We start from the raw sequence: 18,111 nt of genomic DNA, 5'->3' as shown, positions 1-18,111 counted from the left end.
ACATGAGCGCGCAGCGCCTTGCTGGAATGGCCGGCGCTCCCTAGCATGGGCTATGCCCCTCACCCTTGCCGACTGCCTCGCACGCGATGCCGATGCATCCGCCAGCGCCTCGCTGCAGGGCGTGCGCGACCGGTTTGCCGGCGGCGATCCGGACACGCTGTACTTCGACGCGAACTCGATCGGCCCCATGCCCGCCGACGTCCCTGCGCGCATGCAGGACCTCTTGCAAGCGGGCTGGGCCGGCGCGCGCCGCCGCGGCTGGAACACGCTGGACTGGCTGGAGCAGCCCCGCACGCTCGGCGCCGCGATCGCGCCGGTGATCGGCGCGCGGGCGGAGGACGTGCGCGTGGCCGACAGCACCAGCATCAACCAGTACAAGCTGCTGCGCTACGCGCTGGCCGCGCAGGCGCCGCGGCGGGTGATCGTGCTGCAGCGGGATGTGTTCCCGTCCAATCGCTACGTTGCCGAAGGCATCGCGCACGCGGGCCTCGCGGACTTGCGCTTCATCGACGGCGTGCAAGACCTGCCCCGTGCGCTCGCGCACGGCGATGTCGCGGTGGTCGCGCTCTCCCACGTGGACTATCGCAGCAGCGAGCGCCTGGACATGGCGGCTATCAACCCGCAGGTGCGCGTCGCCGGCGCACTGAGCCTGTGGGATCTGTCGCATTCGGCCGGCGCGGTGGCAATCGACCTGCGCGGCACCGAAGCCGACCTGGCGGTGGGCTGCGGCTACAAGTACCTGTGCGGCGGACCGGGCGCGCCCGCCTTTGTCTACCTGCACCCGCGCCACGCCGACGCCGCATGGCCCGCCATGTGCGGCTGGATGGGCCATGCGAGCACCTTCGACTTCGAACCCGACTACCGGCCGGGGCGCGGCGCCGATCGCTTCCTGGTCGGCACGCCGCCGGTGCTGGCCCAGGCCGCCTTCGCGGCAGCGGCCGCGATCTGGCGCGAGGTGGACCCGCGCGCCCTGGACGCGCGGCATCGCTCGCTCACCGACACGCTGATCCAGTTGCTGGACGAGCAGTGCGAGCCACTGGGCGTGCAACTGGCCAGCCCGCGCCAGCACGAGCGTCGCGGCGGCCACGTCGCGGTGCGCTTCGAGCACGCGGCGCCCCTGGCCCAGGCGCTGGTGGACCACGGCGTGGTGGTGTCCGCGCGCAAGCCCGACGCCCTGCGCTTCGCCGCGCATCCGCTGACCGCCACGCACGAACAACTGTGGACCGCGGTCGCCCGCCTGCGCGAGTTGCTGCAGCGCCAGGCCTGGCGGGATCCGCGCTACCAGCAGGCTTCCGTATGAACAACTCCGCCATCCGCCTCGCCGCCGACATCGGAGGCACCTTCACCGACGTGGTGCTCGAGACGCCGCGACGCCGCCACAGCTGCAAGGTACTGACCACGCCGCGCGAACCGGAGCTCGCGGTGATGCAGGGCATCGAGCGCCTGCTCGCCGAATCGGGCGTCGCGCCGGCGGAGATCTCGCTGTTCATCCACGGCACCACGCTCGCCACCAACGCGCTGATCGAGCGCAAGGGTGCGCGCACCGTCCTGCTCACGACCGAGGGTTTCCGCGACGTGCTGGCCATGGGCTACGAAAAGCGCTTCGACGCGTACGACCTCGACATCGAAGGCGCACCGGAACTCGTGCCGCGGCCCTGGCGCTTCACCGTGCGCGAGCGCATCGCTGCCGATGGCTCGGTGCTGCTGCCGCTCGACGAGGACGGCGTGCGGCGCGCCGGCGCGGCGATGCGCGCCGCGGGCGTGCAGGCCGTGGCGATCGGCTTCATGCATGCCTGGGCCCACCCCGAGCACGAGCGCCGCGCACGCGAACTCCTGCAGCCCCTGCTGGGAGACGCCGTCACCATCTGCCTGTCCAGCGAGGTGTGCCCGGAGATCCGCGAGTACGAGCGCTTCTCCACCACCGTGGCCAACGCCTACGTTCGTCCCTTGATGGGAAGCTATCTGCTGCGGCTGCAGGAACGCACCCGGGCAGCCGGCCTCGCCTGCCCCTTGCTGCTGATGATGTCGGGCGGCGGCCTCACCACGCTGGAACAGGCCGCCCGCTTCCCGATCCGCCTCGTGGAATCCGGGCCGGCCGGCGGCGCCCTGCTGGCGGCGCACCTCGCTCGCGCCTGCGGCTTCGACAAGGTGCTCGCCTTCGACATGGGCGGCACGACGGCGAAGATCTGCCTCATCAACGACGGCGAGCCGGAACGCTCGCGCCGTTTCGAAGTGGGCCGCGCGTGGAAGAACCTCAAGGGCAGCGGCCTGCCGATGCGCATCCCCGTGATCGAGCTGGTGGAGATCGGCGCCGGCGGCGGCTCGCTCGGCCGCGTCGACGCGCTGCGGCGGATCACGGTCGGTCCGGACTCGTGCGGCTCCGAGCCCGGTCCGGCCTGCTACGCACGCGGCGGCACGCAACCGGCGGTGACGGATGCAAACCTGGTGCTGGGCCGCATCGACCCGTCGCGCTTCGCCGCCGGCCGCATGCCGCTCGACGCGGCCAGGGCCCAGGCCGCGCTGCAGTCCGGCATCGGTGACGAACTCGGCATGGACGCGTTCTGGTCCGCCGTCGGCATGAGCGAGGTCGTGGAGGAGAACATGGCGAACGCCGCCCGCGTGCACGCCATCGAACGCGGCCAGGACCTGCAGGGCTTCACGATGATCGCCTTCGGCGGCGCCGCACCGCTGCATGCGGGCCGGCTCGCGCAGAAGCTGGGCATCCGCAGCGTACTGGTGCCCGCGGGCGCGGGCGTGGGGTCGGCGATCGGCTTCCTGCGTGCGCCGGTGTCGTTCGAGGTGGTACGCAGCGAGCTGGTGCTGCTGGACCGCGCCGATGCGGGCGCCGTCGAGGCGAAGCTGCGCGCGATGGAAGCCGAAGCCCTCGCTGTGGTCGCTTCCGCGCACGGGGACGCGCCGGTGGAAGTGACGCGCCTGGCCGAACTGCGCTACGAAGGCCAGGGCCACGAACTGCGCGTGCGGCTGGCTTCGGAAGGCGCGCTCACGCGCGCCGCGCTGGACGCACTGGGCGAGCGCTTCGAGCAGGCTTACGAGCAGGTCTACGGCCTGCGCGTGCCGGGTTCGGCGGTGGAAGTCGTGACGTGGTCCGTGACCGCATCGACGCCTGCGGCCGCCGTGGAAGCGGCGACTGTCGCCGCGTCGCGGCAGCCGCGCGTGCCCGAGTCCACCCGTCCCGCCTGGGAACCGGCGGCCGGCGAGCTCCGCCCATTCGGACAGCACTGGCGCTTCGACATCCTGGGGACGGAGCGGATCGCCGGACCTGCCCTCGTCGCCGAACACGAAACCACCGTGGTGGTGCCCGCCGGCTGGCAGGCGCAACTGGACAGCCACGGACACCTGCGGATGGAGATCGCGTCGTGACACAGGGCCCCGACATGCTGAAGGCGATCCGCACGCAGGTGATGTGGAACCGCCTGATCTCGGTGGTGGAGGAGCAGGCCCAGACCTTGCTGCGCACGGCCTTCGGCTCGGTCGCGCGCGAGGCCGGCGACCTGTCGGCGGGCGTGTACGACATACACGGGCGCATGCTGGCGCAGGCCGTCACCGGCACGCCCGGCCACGTGAACACGATGGCCGTGGCCGTCGGCCATTTCCTGGCGCGCTACCCGCTCGCCACGCTCGTGCCGGGCGACGTGCTGGTGACCAACGATCCCTGGCTGGGGACGGGCCACCTGTTCGACTTCGTGGTGGTTACGCCGGTGTTTCGCGAAGGCCGCCCGGTCGCGCTGTTCGCTTCCACCTGCCACACGATCGACGTCGGTGGCCGCGGCTTCACCGCGGACGCCGCGTCGGTGTACGAGGAAGGCATCTGCATCCCGCACCTGAAGCTGGCCCGCGCCGGCGTGCTGAACGAGGACGTGCTGGCGATCGTGCAGGCCAACTCGCGCAACCCGGTCGAGGCGCGCGGCGACATCCTGTCGCTGGTGAGCAGCAACGAGGTGGGCGCGCGGCGCCTGCTCGAGATGCTCGACGAATTCGCGCTGCACGACATCGACGCCCTTGCCGAACACATCCTCGCCGAATCGGCGCGGGCGGCGCGCGCCGCCATCGCCCGGCTGCCGGACGGCCAGTGGCGCGCGGAGATGCGGCTCGACGGCTACGAGGCGCCGGTGCAACTGGTCGCCACCCTGCGCAAGCACGGCGACCACCTGGTGGTCGACTACGCCGGCTCGTCCGCGGCGTCCGCGCGCGGCATCAACTCGCCCAAGTGCTACACCGACGCCTACTCGGTGTTCGGACTCAAGTGCCTGATCGCGCCGGAGGTTCCCAACAACGCCGCTTCGCTCGCACCATTCGAAGTGCTCGCCGAGCCGGGCAGCATCGTGCATCCGCTGCGGCCCAGCCCGGTGACGGCCCGCCACGTGATCGGGCAGATGCTGCCGGACCTCATGTTCGGCTGCCTCGAACAGGCGCTGGAGGGCCGCGTGCCCGCCGAATCGGCCGGCAGCATCTGGGTGCTGGCCATGAGCCGCGATCGCGCGCAAGGCGCGCCGTTCAACGTGATGAGCGTGGGCCTCGGCGGCACCGGCGCACGCCCGACCAAGGACGGCCTGTCGACCACCGCCTTCCCGAGCGGCGTCGGCGGCATTCCGGTGGAAGTCACCGAGGCGCAATCGCCGCTGGTGGTGTGGCACAAGGAATACCTGCCCGACTCGGGCGGCCGCGGCCAGTGGCGCGGGGGCGTGGCGCAACGCATCGAGATCGGTGCGCGCGACGGCGCCGGCTTCGAGTGTTCGGCCGCCACCTTCGACCGGCGCGACAACGCCGCGCGCGGCCGCAACGGCGGCGCGCCGGGGCAGCCTGGTCGCGTCGAAGTGTTCGGCTCCGAAGGCGCCTGCAGCGTCCACGAAGGCAAGGGCACCATCCGCGTGCCGGCCGGTGGGCGCCTGCGCGTCGACCTGCCGGGCGGCGGCGGCTTCGGCCCGCCGCCCGACCGCGACCCCGAGCGGCTCGCACGCGACCTGCGTGACGGCCTCGTCTCCGATTCCCTCCCGTGATCCGCCAACCCTGGAGTTGCCCATGAACAAGACACGTCGCCTCCTTCCCGCCCTGCTGCTGTCGCTCGCGGCGCTCGCCGGCAGCGCGCACGCCGCCGACTCGCCCGGCGTGCTGCGCATCCTGGTCGGCTTCCCGCCCGGCGGCGCCACCGATGTCGTGGCACGCGTGCTCGCGGACAAGTTGCAGGTGCTGCTCAAGCAGCCGGTGATCGTGGACAACAAGGCGGGCGCCGGCGGCATGATCGCCACGCAGCAGCTCAAGGCCGCGGCCCCCGACGGCAACACGGTGATGCTCACGATCGACCACTCGCACGTGATCATCCCGCTGACCTTCAAGTCGCCGGGCTACAACCCGCTGACGGACTTCACGCCGCTGGCGGGCGTCGCAAGCTACTACAACGTCATGGCGCTCTCCAGCACCATCGGCGTGAAGACCGCACCCGAGTTCGGTGCGTGGCTGAAGGCGCATCCGGCCCAGGCCAACTACGGCATCCCCGCGGTGGGCAGCGTGCCGCAGTTTGCCGGCATCCTGGTCGGCAAGGCGCTCGGCACGCCGATGGTCGCCGTCGCCTACAAGGGCGGCGCGCCGCTGGTGCAGGACCTCGTGGGCGGCCAGGTGCCCGCAGGCTTCCTCTCGCTGACCGAGACGATCGAGTACCACCGCGCCGGCAAGATGCAGATCCTGGCGGTCTCCGGCACCACGCGCGCCAAGGCCGCACCCGAGGTGCCCACCTTCCAGGAGCTGGGCATCAATGGCATCGACCAGAACCCGTGGCTCGCGTTCTTCGGCCCCAAGGGCCTGAAGCCGGAATTCACGGCCCGCTTCAGCGCCGCCGTGCAGACTGCGCTGTCGGACCCGGAAGTCATCGAGAAGTTGTCCAAGCTGGGCAACGTGCCCACCTACGCACCGCCGGAGCAATTGCAGGAGTGGGTGGTCAAGGCCACCAACCACTGGGGGACGGTGATCAAGGAATCGGGGTACGAGCTGCAGTAGGAGGGCGCCTCACGCCAGCCGGAGCAGTGCTGCGCCCCGGCAGGCCTGGTGACTGCCCGGTTTCAATCCGGACGGATCTGCGCGCGCTGCACCACGCCGCGCCACTTCGCCAGCTTGCCGTACGCGGTGCGCGCCCGCGCCGGCAGCGCACCACCGCGAGAGGGTGCTCCGCTGGGACGGGGCGTTTCAGAGGATGTGTCCCCGGGCTGCTCCGTGTCGGCTCACGGTCTCGGCCCGAGGTGGTCGATAGCTCTTGCCCTGTGCGAATTGCGGCGCAACACGTGCCTTGGCACTGTGATGGGCCCGGCATTGGCTCCGGGTCCGACGGACGTCAATCGCTGGAGGGCTTGCGCTCGGCGAGAGCCTTCATGTGCTCCAGCACGCTCTCGGCCCCCTCGCCAGAATGGCGCCCCGCCCTGCGGGCGTCCTCCTGCTCGTGTGCTGCCTTCTCGGCTTCAGCGACCTTCAACAGGTCGGAGACGACTTCCAGCTCCTTCACGGCATCGTGCAGCTGGCCTTCCACCTGCAGGTTCTGCACGAGAGCCGCTTCCACGGTTTCCTTGGTGACGATGCTGCCGACCACGGTGTCCGCCAGTGCATCGTTCGCCTCATGGAGGCTCGCCTCGGCTTGCCGGACGTCGTCCCGCAGGACCACCGTCTTTTCGTGGGCAACGGAGACGGCTTTGCGAGGGCGGGCGGGGATCATGGAGAACGGAACCTTACCAGAATGGCGCAGTGCAGCCACTGCCTTTCTTCAGCGGGAAGCCCGCCTCGCCAAGGTGTCTGTGAAAGCGGCAGCAGCCCACGCGTTCCCTGGTTCCCTCGCTTCCCCGACTGCACGCGAGCCACCCTGCCTTGGCGAACGACTCGCTTGCTTGTCAGTCCCGCAGCACCTCTTGCGCCAGCGCCCGCAAGATCGCAAGCGACGGCGGCTCGACGCGGCCGGCGAGTGTCACCAGCCCGAAGCGGGCCTTGACCGTCATGACCGGCCGCACCGGCAGCTCCACCAGATCGGGAGCTGCGGCGCGGATGGCGAGCAACACGGCGTCGCTGGATCGAACGACGTCCACGAGGCTGGCGATCTCCTCGCAGCGCAGCGTCACGCACCCTGCGGGATGGGCATCCGGCCCGTATCGCTCCACCAGGCCGCGCGCGACCTCGTCGCTCAAGGGCGTGGACGCGATGGGGAACTGACGCACGGCAGCGAATCGCAGGGGACCGGCATGCCGTGACAGGGGATGCCCCTTGCGGCACATGAAGACACCGCGCATCTCGGACAGCGTCTCGACGCGCAAATCCGACGCTGGCGACACCGACCGCGCGTCGATGACGAGCGCGTCCAGCTGCCGCTCGCGCAGCGCCTGCACGAGGTGCTCGGTGCCGGCGCGGCTGACGGTCACCTGCATGGCCGGATGCTTCTTCGCCATCTCCGCCAGCAAAGGCGTCATCAGCATCGCGCCCGGACCGGAGCCCATGCCCACGCGCAGGCTGCCGGCGTGGCCTTCGCGCATCCGCTGCCCGCTCGCGGCCAGCTCGTCGGCCTCGAACACGATCTGGCGGGCACGCTGCAGCACCTCGCGCCCGAACGGTGTGATCTCGGTGCGCCGTCCGATGCGGTCGAACAGCGGCTGCCCCATCTCTTCCTCCAGCGCGCGGATGCTGCGGCTCAACGCGGGCTGCGTGAGGAACAGGCCCTCCGCGGAGCGGCTGAACGAGCCGCTCTCGGCCAGCGCGATCAGGTGACGCAGCTGCACCAGCGTCATGGGACCGAGACCGCGGCTGTATTCATCGAACTCATGCTAACAGGTACAACAATGCATTGGACGTCATGCATTCCGTTTCCTAGCATTCGCCTACATCACACGGCGCCAGGCGCTACAGGAGACAAGACATGAACCCGATCACACGACGCGCGCTGGTCCTGCTGGCCGGATCGCTGCTGGCGGTGGGCGCCGGCGCCGACACGTACCCGGCCAAGCCGGTCAATCTCATGGTGCCCTACCCGGCCGGCGGCCCGTCGGACGCGATCGCCCGCATCTTCAGCGGGCCCTTCGCCAGGGAACTCGGGCAGCCCGTCATCGTGGAGAACCTGGGCGGAGCCAGCGGAGCCATTGCCGCGCAGAAGGTGCTGGCGGCCCCGGCGGACGGCTACTACGTCTTCCAGGGCTCGCCCAACGAAGTCATCCTTGCGCCGCTGGCGAACGCCGCCATCAAGCTGAAGGCCGAAGACTTCCGCCTGGTCGCGCCCATTGCCGATGCCACGATGGTGGTCCTCACGCGCAAGGACCTGCCCGTCAACAACGTCGACGAGCTGATCGCCCTGGCGCGCAAGTCCAGGGACAAGCCCCTCAGCTACGGCAGTGTCGGTGTCGGCTCGCTCTACCACTTCATCGTGGAGAACATGCAGCAGGTCGCGGGCATCCAGGTCACGCACGTGCCGTACAAGGGCAATGCGCCGCTGCTGGCGGATATCGGCGGCGGGCAGGTCGATTTCGCCGTGCTGGTGTACAGCGCCGCGATGGGCGACATGGCGCAGCACGGCTACCTGAAAGTGATCGGGCAACTGGGCGGGCAGCGCTCGGAGTTGCTGAAGAACGTGCCGACGGTGAGCGAAGGCAAGGAACTGAAGAACTTCCACTACAAGACGTGGACGGGCTTCATGGTGCCGAAGAACACCCCCGAGCCGGTGGTGCAGCGACTGCACGCCGCCATTGGCAAGACGCTGGCGGATCCCTCGGTCGTCTCCCAGCTGAAGTTGCAGACGCAGGTGCCGTCCGCGCCGATGTCGCTGGCCGACGCCACGAAATACTTCGAAGCGGAAACCGCTCGCTACCGCGCGCTGGCCAAGGCGATCAACCTGCAGCCGCAGTAACGCCGCATGACCTACCTGCTGGACGCGCTCGCCGAGCGTGCGGGCGAATTCATCCGCCTGCGTCGCGACATCCATCGCCATCCGGAACTCGGTTTCGAGGAACACCGCACGGCGGCGCTCGTCGCGGAGAAACTGGAGCACTGGGGCTTTGTCGTGGAGCGCGGCCTGGGCGGCACCGGCGTCGTGGGCACGCTGGTGCGTGGCGAGGGGAAACGCCGCCTCGGCATTCGCGCCGACATGGACGCGCTGCCGATCGACGAGGCGAGCGGCCGCGAGTGGACCAGCGCCCATCCGGGCGTGATGCACGCGTGCGGCCACGACGGCCACACGGCGATGCTGCTGGCGGCAGCCCGGCACCTGGCGTCCGAGGGGCGCTTCAGCGGAACGCTGAACGTGATCTTCCAGCCGGCCGAGGAAGGCGGCGGGGGCGCGCTGCGCATGATGGACGACGGGCTGTTCGAGCGGCATCCCTGCGATGCGATCTTCGCGATGCACAACATGCCCGGCATTCCGCAGGGCCACATGGTGATGCGCGAAGGCCCGATGATGGCCTCGAGCGACTACGCGACCATCCACCTCGCCGGCGTCGGTGGCCACGGCGCGATGCCGCACAAGGCCGTCGATCCGCTGGTGGCAGCCGCGAGCATCGTGATGGCGCTGCAGACCGTCGTGTCGCGCAATGTCGATCCGCTGCAGCCCGCCGTCGTCACGGTCGGCGCACTGCACGCGGGCAAGGCGAACAACGTCATTCCCGCGAGCGCCACGCTCGAACTCAGCGTGCGCGCGCTCGATCGCGAGACGCGCAAGCTGCTCGAGACCCGCATCCGCGAGCTGGTGGAACTGCAGGCCAGGAGCTTCGGCGTGCAGGCGGAGATCGCGTGGCGGCCGGGCTATGCGGTGCTGGTGAACACGGCAGCCGAGACCGAATTCGCCCGCAGCGTCGCCGTGGAGCTGCTCGGCCCGGAACGCGTGACACTCCAGGGTCCGCCACTCACCGGCAGCGAAGACTTCGCGTTCATGCTGGAGCGCGTGCCCGGCAGCTACGTGTTGATCGGCAATGACGGACCGGATGCGGGCGCCCCGTGCATGGTGCACAACCCGGGGTACGACTTCAACGACCGCAACATAGCGGCAGGCTCCGCGTACTGGGTGTTGCTGGCGGAGCGATTCCTGCGGCTGGAAGCGGCCGGCGAGGCCTGAGCTGCGCAACGGCACGCGACCCTCAACCACCCGTCCTCCGCGCTGGTTGACAATCCCGGGCGTGAGGCCCATCCATGCATGAACTCGAACTGGACGTCGCCGACGATGCCTGCACACTGCGGCTCGATGGCCGGGTGCTTGCGCGGCTCGATGGCGGTGCGGAAGCGCTGCTGTCCGGGGCCGGCGAGCGCCTGCGCGAGCTCGACATCGAGGTCGCCATCGAACGGTCGGAAGAATGGCTCATGCCGTCCAGCCGCCTGCTGCAGGGCCTGGAGCTCAAGGTCCGCGACGCCACGGGCCGCATGCGAAGCATGCTGGGTGCGTCGGCGAGCTTCACGCTCGCAGAGGTGGAGCAGGCGTTCGCCCGCGCCCACGATGCAGTGGCGCACGGCCGGCCCGTGTCTCGCGGCGGTGTCGCCGACGTGGTGCTGCTGCGCGAGCTGGCCCACCACGGCAGGCTCTCGCGCATCCTGCTCGCGTGAGTGCCGGCGCGTGCGGGTGACCTGCATGCCGGCCTAGAATCGTCCGTGCTCTCGACGGCCAACTTCCTCTACGCGCTGGACCTGGCCGGCACCTTCGTGTTCGCGCTCAGCGGCGGCATGGCGGGAGTGAAGAACCGGCTGGACCTGTTCGGCGTGCTCGTGCTCTCCTTCGCGGCTGCGAACACCGGCGGAATCACGCGTGACCTGTTGATCGGCGCCGTGCCGCCCGGCGCCGTCAGCGACTGGCACTACCTCGGCGTCTCGCTGCTGGCCGGGCTGCTCACCTTCTACTTTCCCTCGCGCATTCACCGGGAATGGAGCCCGGTGCTGCTGTTCGACGCTGCCGGCCTTGCACTGTTCGCGGTGACCGGAGCGGGCAAGGCCCTGGCGCACGGCCTCAATCCCGTGATGGCGACGCTGATGGGGATGCTCACGGGTGTCGGCGGCGGCATGGCGCGCGACGTGCTGCTCGCGCAGGTTCCCACGGTGCTGCGGGCCGACCTCTACGCCGTCGCAGCACTCGCAGGAGCGGCCGTGGTCGTGACGGCCGCCATGCTGCAGTTGCCTCCGACTCCCTCGGCGGTGGCGGGCGCTGCACTGTGCTTCGCGCTGCGCGTGCTGGCGATCCGAAATGGTTGGCAGCTTCCCGTTGCCGCGGCGCCCCTGGACGCGGCGGCGGACGGCGAAGAGTCGAAGCGCTGACCGGCGCTGCGGCTGAGGTTGCATCGCCGCTCCTTCGGTGTCACGACGGTCCCGAGCTGCGTCTGGCACGGGCCCGGGGCCGCGGGCCGAATACACTGTGGGCAGGCGCGCACGGGCTGCGCGAACTTCCAGTCACAAGGCGCGAGCTGCTTCGGCACGTGGATCCCGCGCGCATCGCGAGGCGATTCCACAGCGCGCCCCCAAAGAACATCACCATGTCCCAGGACGCGATCGTCGATTCCCCAGCTTCCCGCGGCCGTGCCGCCGCACGCAAGCCGCAGCGCCCCGTGCATCCCCTCCTGCAGAAACTGTTCGAGCTGTACCCGCGGCTGTTCGGCGCCCGGTTCCTGCCGCTCAAGATCGGCGTCTTCGAAGACCTGGTGGCCGCACATCCGGACGCACTGCCCGCGAGCGAGCTCAAGGTGGCCCTCGGGCTGCACACCCGCTCCACGCGCTACATCGAGGCCGTGGCGTCCGGACTCGCCCGCCATGACCTGCAAGGCAAGCCAGTGGAGCCGCTGGCGCCCGAACACGTGCATCACGCCATCCTGGAGTTGTACCGGCGCCGCAGCAGCAAGGACCCCGAGCGCGCGCGCGAGCGTGCCGTCGCGCAACTGGCAGCCGCGATCGAGGCGTCCGGCCTGAGCCGCGAAGCCTACCGGGAGCGCTTCACCTCCGCGGACGACGGCATCCATTCCATGCTGGAGGACGCCCTGTCCGTCGTCGCGCAAAAGGCCGCGCGCCGCGAAGCCCTGCACAACGCGTTCAAGGCGAGCGGCAAGTCCGTTGCCGAATTCGCGGAGATGTACGGGCTGGATCCGAAGGAAGCCAGGAGGCTGCTGGCGTAAGCGGGGCGGCGCTCCCCTGCTTGGCGGTCGTCCTGTCCCGCGCGGGCCCATCGCCAATTCGCAAACCCTCGACGAGCGCGCGTGCCCATGACGATGACGTCTGCGCGTCAGTCGCCTTGCGAACCCATGCAAGCATGGACAAAGGCCTTGCGTTGCTTGCCTTTCAAGCCCTGGTCCCTGGCGCTGTCCGCGCAGGCCTTCCTGTGCGCGCTGAGCTTTTCAGAGAACCGCTGCACGTACACATCGAAATCGCCGCTGGCGCTAGCTGCGCTCCAGGCGGCCACGAAGGCCGGTGCCGCCAGCGCGGCCACCGCGGGCGCGGTGCCATTGCTGCTGATCGGCACCGCCTTGCCAAGTGAGGTCCCGTCATCGGCAAAGAGCTGGGCCGTATAGACGCCGGCGGCGAACCAGATGACGACGAAGTTTCCGTCGGCCAGCTCACGAGCTGCAAACGGAAGGGACGCTACCGTCGCGACTGCACTGACCGGGTTGCCCTGGGTGTCGAGCATCTGCATCGTGGCACCTCCGCCAGCCGCCGCCGTGAAAAGTACGTAGCCATCTTCGAGCGGCAGAAGCAGGACCGGGAGGCTTTGCGGCCCAACGACCGTCAAGGAGAGGACGTGGTCCGGGCCATAGCGGAACGCCGTGTACTGCATGCTGTAGATCGTGGCGCCGGTGCCGAGGACGGACAAGACCAGCCCGCCCTGCGCGTCCGCGACCAGGTCCTGCATCACGGCAGCACCCACCTGGTTGAAACTTCCAACCCCTACCGGGGACCCCAAGGGTTGCCCCTGGCCGTTGAACCAGTACAGGGACACGTCCGCCCGGTTCGGGGAACCCGTGGAGTAGTGTGAGAGGACCGAGGCAACCGCGAAGCCGCCGTCCGACAACGCGACGAGCCGCGGAGGGCCGAGGGAAGGGCCACGGGGCCCGGCATAGGGCTGCGACACGACTTCCGTCTCCGGCACGAGCTGCACGCCGTTCGCACTGAAGATCTGGAAGAACACCCCGGTGGTTGTCGAGGTGAAACCACCCGGCATCGCCACGTCCCGGGTGATCGTGTACAGGACCACCACCGACCCGTCGCGTAGCACGACCAACGAACTCTGCTCGATGGCCATGCGGCTGGCTACTTGCGTGGGGGCGTCGATCCCAAGAGGAATACGGAGTTCGGATCCAGTCCTGGCGCCGGCTCTGTCATAAGCCTGCATGAAGAGAAGCTGGCCGGTCGAGATCCAGGCGACGACGTAGCCGCCGCCCTGGGTGGCGCCCACTGCCCGCAATATCTGGTCGTTGGCGGTTGTGGTGTTGACAACGGACACAGGGTCGGCAAGAAGGGAAGCATTCATCGGGCCGCTCTTCGCGCGAGCCGACGCGTCCATGGGTGAAGCCGTCAGCGTTGGATCCATGCCGCTGCCGTCGCTGCCACCCCCACATGATGCGAGAACCAGTGCCGCCCAAGCGGCGCAAAGGAACCGGATGAGCATGGGACACCCCCTCTGCGGTGATCACCCGGATGTCGGTCGCATCTACCGAACGCCAAGACCCCGCGGATGTGCTTGGCGTGACTATTTCGGTCACGGGGGAGGCAGTACGGAAGGCCGTCGCAATCCCGGGCAGAGAGTCAGTCTGCGTGGGGGAACCCGGCAATGCAAGTTACGGTGGGTTCATCCGGTAAGGGCTTATTGCTGAGGAGCTTCCGCGGCCACGGTGACTCCGTCACCGACGCGGCGACCCCTTTTTTGCCGTGCGCCCTAAGCCGGGATGCGCACCCGCTGCCCGGTCTGCGCGGATTCGGCGACGGCCAATGCCGCTGCCAGCGAACGCACTCCGTCCTCGCCGGTCGCAGCAGGCGCGCCCTGGCCGCGTAGCGCGCTTGCGAACAGCGCGACGCCCCGCGCGTACAGGTTCTCTTGCGCCAGTTCCACCGGGCGCTCGCCGTCCGCGTCACGCAGCATGACGCTGCCCACGGGCTGCACGGTCATGACGTCGCGCGCGACCAGCGAGCCCTGGTCGCCCAGGATCTCGATGCTGGTCACGGTGTTGCGCGTGGTGTAGGCCGCGTGCACGTGCGCGAGCAGTCCGTCCGAGAAGCGCAGGACGGCCATGACGCCATCTTCCAGGCCTTGGGTCGCGAGGTAGGCGCTCTGCGTCATCGCCACGGCTTCCTGCGGCTCGCTGCCCAGCACGAAGCGCAGCGCGTCGACGTCGTGCACGACGATGTCGCGGATCACGCCGCCGCCGGCTGCGGGATCGTGGATGCGCCAGCCTTGCACCAGCGGCCGCAGGTACACGGCGTGGTGGACGCGCGCGAAGAGCGGCTTGCCGATGGCACCGGCGCGCACCAGGTCACGCAGCGCGCGATGCGTCGCGGCGTTGCGCAGGTGGTGGTTGGTCCCCAACAGCACGCCGGCAGCGCGGCAGGCGTCCACCATTCGCTGCGCATCGGGCACGTCCATCGCCAGCGGCTTCTCGCACAGCACGTGCTTGCCGGCAGCAGCGGCAGCCAGCACCTGCGCGCAATGGCGGTCGTTGGTGCTGCTGATGTAGACCGCCTCGACGTCGGGGCGCGCCAGCAGCGCGTCCACCGAATCCGTGGCGAACGGAATGCCGTGCTCCGCAGCGAATTGCGCCGCGCGCGCGTGGGAGCCGCTGGCGATCGCCACCACTTCGTGCCCGGCGAGGCGGACCGCGTTGACCATGTGTTCGTGCGCGATCGTGCTCGCGCCGATGAAGCCCCAGCGCACCGGTCCTTGCCTGTCGTTCATGCCATCACCATCTTTCCAGGATTCATCACGCCGCGCGGATCGAGCGCGTGCTTGAGGGCCCGCATCAGCACGATACCCTCGGGGTGTTCCGCCTCCAGCTGGTGGATGCGGTGGCGGCCTATGCCGTGTTCGCCCGTGCAGGTGCCGCCCAGGCGGATGGCGCGCAGCGCCACCGCTTCGGCCAGCGCCTCGGCCTTCGCCCGCTCGCCGGGCGAGGCGGGGTCGTACAGGATACCCAGGTGGAAGTTGCCGTCGCCGACGTGCCCGGCCAGCGGCGCGGCCAGCCCGCTGCGAGCCACGTCCTCGCCCGTTTCGGCGATGCACTGCGCCAGGCGGGAAATCGGCACGCAGGCATCCGTTCCTATCATCGCGTGGCCCGGGCGGAAGGCGAAGTTGGCCCAGGTGACCTCGTGCCGCGCCTTCCACAGGCGGGTGCGGTCCTCCGGCCTTGCCGCCCACGTGAAGCCGCTGCCGCCCGCGTCGGCCGCCAAGCCCTCCAGCGTCTCCACCTGCTCGCGCACGGCGGCCGGCGAGCCGTGGAACTCGATGAAGAGCGTCGGCAGCGGCCGGAACTCGTCGAGTCTGGAATAGGCGATGCAGGCCTGCATCTGCACGTCGTCCAGCAGCTCGATACGCGCGAGCGGCACGCCCATCTGCAAGGCGCTGATCACCACCTGCACCGCAGAGGCCACGTCGGGGAACTGGCAGACCGCGGCTTCCACGGTCTCCGGCAAGCCCCACAGGCGCAACTGGATCTCGGTGATGAAGCCGAGGATCCCTTCGCTGCCGACGAACAGGCGCGTGAGGTCCAGGCCCGCGGCCGTCTTGCGTGCGCGCGTGCCGGTGCGCACGACGCGGCCGTCCGCCGTGACGACGGTCAGTCCGAGCACGGCATCGCGCATCGTGCCGTAGCGCACGGCGGCGGTGCCGGACGCGCGCGTGGCCGTCATGCCGCCCAGCGTCGCGTCGGCGCCCGGGTCGATCGGGAAGAACAGGCCCTGGCCGCGCACTGCGTTGTTCAACTGCACGCGGGTCACGCCCGCCTGCACGCGGCAATCGAGCGCGTCCGCGTCCACTTCCAGGACTTGCGCCATCTGCGTGAGGTCGATGCTGACGCCGCCGTGCACGGCGGCGACGTGGCCCTCCAGCGAGGAGCCGGCGCCGAACGGCACCATGGGCATCCGTGCGTCGTGGCACAGGCGCGCGATCTCCGCGACCTCCTCGGTGGTGTGGGGGAATACGACCACGTCGGGGAGCCCGGCGTCGGTGACGTTCTGGCCGTGCGAGTGGTGCTCGCGCAGGGCCTGCGCGCGGCTGGCCCGCGCGCCGAACCGCGCCAGCAGTTGGGTGACGACGGCCTCGCGCACGCCGGCGTCGGCGAATTGTGGCGCGTCCATCAGCGGAACAGCGACAGCGGGACCATGACCAGCTGCGGGAACAGCACCATCAGGAACAGCACCACGAGCTGCGCGATCATGAACGGCATCACGCCTCGGATCACGTCGTGCATGGGCACGCGGGCGACGCCGCTGGCCACGTTGAGCACGGTTCCCACCGGCGGCGTGATCAGGCCGATGGCGTTGTTGATCACGAACAGCACGCCGAAGTAGACGGGGTCGATGCCCGCCTGCTTCACCAGCGGCATCAGCACCGGCGTGAGGATCAGGATGGTCGGCGCGAAGTCGAGCGCCGTGCCCACGATCACCACCAGCACCATGAGGGCGAACATCAGCAGCGTGGGGCTGCCCATGAACGGCTGCATCAGTTGCGTCACCTGGCCGGGGATGTCGGCCAGCGCGATCAGCCACGCGGACACCAGCGCTGCAGCCACCATGAACATGATCACCGCGGTCGTCTTCGCGGAGTTGAGCATCAGGCCGTAGATGTGCCGCCAGTGAAGCTGGCGGTAGACGAACAGGCCGACCACGAGGGCATAAGCGACGGCGACCACGGCCGCTTCGGTCGGCGTGAAGACGCCGAACTTCAGGCCGCCGACGATGATGACCGGCAGCAGGAACGCCCAGAAGGCGCGCGCCGTTTCGCGCAGCCGCTCGCCCATGGGCATCTTCGCCGCCACCGTTACGCGGTCTCGCCGTGCCACCCACCACCAGGTCGCGGCCAGTGCCACGCCCAGCAGGATGCCCGGGAACACTCCAGCCATGAACAGCTTGCTGATCGACACGCCGCCGGCCACGCCGAACAGCACGAGGCCGATCGAAGGCGGGATCACTGGCGCGATGATGCCGCCCGCCGCAATGAGGCCGGTGGAACGCGCCGGGTCGTAGCCCGCCGTGCGCATCATGGGCACCAGCAGCGCCGCGATGGCGGCAGTGTCGGCGACCGCGGCGCCCGAGAGGGAGGCCATGAGCACCGAGGCCACCACGGCGACGTAGCCGAGACCGCCTCGAAGGTGGCCCACCCAGGCCATCGCAGCGTTGACGATGCGGCGCGACATGCCGCCAGCATTCATCAACTCGCCGGCCAGCAGGAAGAAAGGCACGGCCATCAGCGGGAAGTTGTCGGCCCCGCTCACCAGGTTCGTGGCGATGATCTGCGTGTCGAAATTGCCCATCTGCCACATGAGGGCCAGGGCGCACACGATCAGGGCGAAGGCGATCGGCATGCCGATGGCCATCGCGCCGATCAGCGAACCGGAGAAGATCCAGAGCGTCATGCGCGCGCTCCTTCCGAGCTGGCGTCCACGAGCGCCTGCTCCTCCGAGTCCGCGACGGCGATCAGGTCGTCGTCCGACAGCTGGCCCGTCGCGAAGCGCAGCAGGCGCGCGACGATGATCAGGGCCATGGAACCGGCGCACAGGTACGCGACGCCGAACACCCACTCCATCGAGATCTCGGCGACGGGCGACAGGGTGCCCGCGTTGATGTCGTGCTGGCGCCAGGTGCCGACGAAGAACAGCACGCAGCACAGGAGCATGAGCGCCTCGCTGGCCAGGAAGCACAAGCGGCGACCGAGCATGGGCAGCTTGCGTACGAGCGTGTCGACACCCAGGTGCGCGCCCTCGCGCAGGCCGACCACGGCGCCGACGAAGGTCAGCCACACGAAGCCGAAGCGCGAGAGCTCCTCCGACACCGTGATGCCGGAGTTGAAGCCGTAACGCAGGATCACGTTGCCCAGCACCATCACCACCATGGCGCCGAGGCACAGCACGAGCAGGACCTCGAGCAGCTTGAAATAGAGGTTGACGATGCGGTCCAAGGTGATTCCCT

The 18,111-nt window shown here is 69.7% G+C and carries 16 protein-coding genes; 9 read left to right on the top strand and 7 right to left on the bottom strand.

Features of this window, described 5'->3' with window-relative positions; all coding sequences use genetic code 11:
* Positions 1-52 precede the first annotated feature (52 nt).
* Genes JJB11_RS17865 through JJB11_RS17850 form a run of 4 tightly spaced genes read left to right on the top strand, consistent with a single transcriptional unit; the run spans position 53 to position 6,012 of the window.
* A complete protein-coding gene (locus JJB11_RS17865; protein WP_201174465.1) occupies positions 53-1,300 on the top strand; it encodes an aminotransferase class V-fold PLP-dependent enzyme in 1,248 nt (415 codons plus the stop codon).
* Positions 1,297-3,381, top strand: a complete 2,085-nt coding sequence (locus JJB11_RS17860) for a hydantoinase/oxoprolinase family protein (RefSeq protein WP_201174464.1) — start codon at positions 1,297-1,299, stop codon at positions 3,379-3,381. Before JJB11_RS17865 ends, JJB11_RS17860 begins: the two co-directional genes overlap by 4 nt.
* Complete coding sequence (locus JJB11_RS17855) at positions 3,378-5,018, top strand: hydantoinase B/oxoprolinase family protein (protein ID WP_201964927.1); 1,641 nt, start codon at positions 3,378-3,380, stop codon at positions 5,016-5,018. The genes JJB11_RS17860 and JJB11_RS17855 overlap by 4 nt, the downstream gene beginning before the upstream one ends.
* 22 nt (positions 5,019-5,040) lie before the next feature.
* Positions 5,041-6,012: a Bug family tripartite tricarboxylate transporter substrate binding protein gene (locus tag JJB11_RS17850; protein WP_201174463.1), complete on the top strand. Its 972-nt coding sequence runs from the start codon at positions 5,041-5,043 to the stop codon at positions 6,010-6,012.
* 331 nt (positions 6,013-6,343) lie between these two features.
* On the opposite strand, the gene JJB11_RS17845 is transcribed toward JJB11_RS17850, so the two are convergent.
* Entirely contained in the window at positions 6,344-6,757 is a 414-nt protein-coding gene (locus JJB11_RS17845) for a hypothetical protein (RefSeq protein WP_201174462.1), read from the bottom strand.
* Between the two features lie 133 nt (positions 6,758-6,890).
* Entirely contained in the window at positions 6,891-7,775 is an 885-nt protein-coding gene (locus JJB11_RS17840) for a LysR family transcriptional regulator (protein ID WP_201174461.1), read from the bottom strand.
* 128 nt (positions 7,776-7,903) lie between these two features.
* On the opposite strand from JJB11_RS17840, the gene JJB11_RS17835 reads away from it, so the two are divergent.
* The 5 genes from JJB11_RS17835 to JJB11_RS17815 all read left to right on the top strand — a co-directional run bounded on the left by JJB11_RS17835 (position 7,904) and on the right by JJB11_RS17815 (position 12,116).
* The gene (locus tag JJB11_RS17835; RefSeq protein ID WP_201174460.1) at positions 7,904-8,884 is read left to right on the top strand and encodes a Bug family tripartite tricarboxylate transporter substrate binding protein; all 981 of its coding nucleotides are present in this window, start codon (positions 7,904-7,906) and stop codon (positions 8,882-8,884) included.
* Between the two features lie 6 nt (positions 8,885-8,890).
* Entirely contained in the window at positions 8,891-10,084 is a 1,194-nt protein-coding gene (locus tag JJB11_RS17830; RefSeq protein ID WP_201174459.1) for a M20 aminoacylase family protein, read from the top strand.
* Positions 10,085-10,158: 74 nt separating this feature from the next.
* Positions 10,159-10,566 (top strand): hypothetical protein, encoded by a 408-nt coding sequence (locus JJB11_RS17825; RefSeq protein WP_201174458.1) that lies wholly within the window; start codon positions 10,159-10,161, stop codon positions 10,564-10,566.
* Positions 10,567-10,611: 45 nt separating this feature from the next.
* Positions 10,612-11,268 carry a TRIC cation channel family protein gene (locus tag JJB11_RS17820; protein ID WP_201964926.1) on the top strand — a complete coding sequence of 219 codons (657 nt, stop codon included), beginning with the start codon at positions 10,612-10,614 and terminating at the stop codon, positions 11,266-11,268.
* Between the two features lie 215 nt (positions 11,269-11,483).
* Positions 11,484-12,116 (top strand): ProQ/FINO family protein, encoded by a 633-nt coding sequence (locus tag JJB11_RS17815; RefSeq protein ID WP_201174455.1) that lies wholly within the window; start codon positions 11,484-11,486, stop codon positions 12,114-12,116.
* A 107-nt stretch (positions 12,117-12,223) separates the two neighbouring features.
* Here the strand turns inward: JJB11_RS17815 and JJB11_RS17810 are convergent, their stop codons facing one another.
* From JJB11_RS17810 to JJB11_RS17790, 5 genes are all read right to left on the bottom strand, one after another.
* The gene (locus JJB11_RS17810; protein WP_201174454.1) at positions 12,224-13,603 is read right to left on the bottom strand and encodes a hypothetical protein; all 1,380 of its coding nucleotides are present in this window, start codon (positions 13,601-13,603) and stop codon (positions 12,224-12,226) included.
* A 267-nt stretch (positions 13,604-13,870) separates the two neighbouring features.
* Entirely contained in the window at positions 13,871-14,884 is a 1,014-nt protein-coding gene (locus JJB11_RS17805; protein WP_201174453.1) for a Gfo/Idh/MocA family protein, read from the bottom strand.
* Positions 14,881-16,281, bottom strand: coding sequence for an FAD-binding oxidoreductase (locus JJB11_RS17800; RefSeq protein ID WP_201174451.1), 1,401 nt, complete (start codon positions 16,279-16,281; stop codon positions 14,881-14,883). Before JJB11_RS17800 ends, JJB11_RS17805 begins: the two co-directional genes overlap by 4 nt.
* A complete protein-coding gene (locus JJB11_RS17795; protein WP_201174450.1) occupies positions 16,281-17,558 on the bottom strand; it encodes a TRAP transporter large permease in 1,278 nt (425 codons plus the stop codon). The genes JJB11_RS17800 and JJB11_RS17795 overlap by 1 nt, the downstream gene beginning before the upstream one ends.
* Entirely contained in the window at positions 17,555-18,100 is a 546-nt protein-coding gene (locus JJB11_RS17790) for a TRAP transporter small permease (protein WP_201174449.1), read from the bottom strand. The genes JJB11_RS17795 and JJB11_RS17790 overlap by 4 nt, the downstream gene beginning before the upstream one ends.
* Between the last annotated feature and the right edge of the window lie 11 nt (positions 18,101-18,111).

This window comes from Ramlibacter ginsenosidimutans (assembly GCF_016654015.1).
In the GTDB taxonomy this organism is placed as follows: Bacteria; Pseudomonadota; Gammaproteobacteria; order Burkholderiales; family Burkholderiaceae_C; genus Ramlibacter; species Ramlibacter ginsenosidimutans.
Note: the sequence above shows the minus strand (reverse complement) of the source record. Positions and strands in the feature narration are given on the sequence as shown.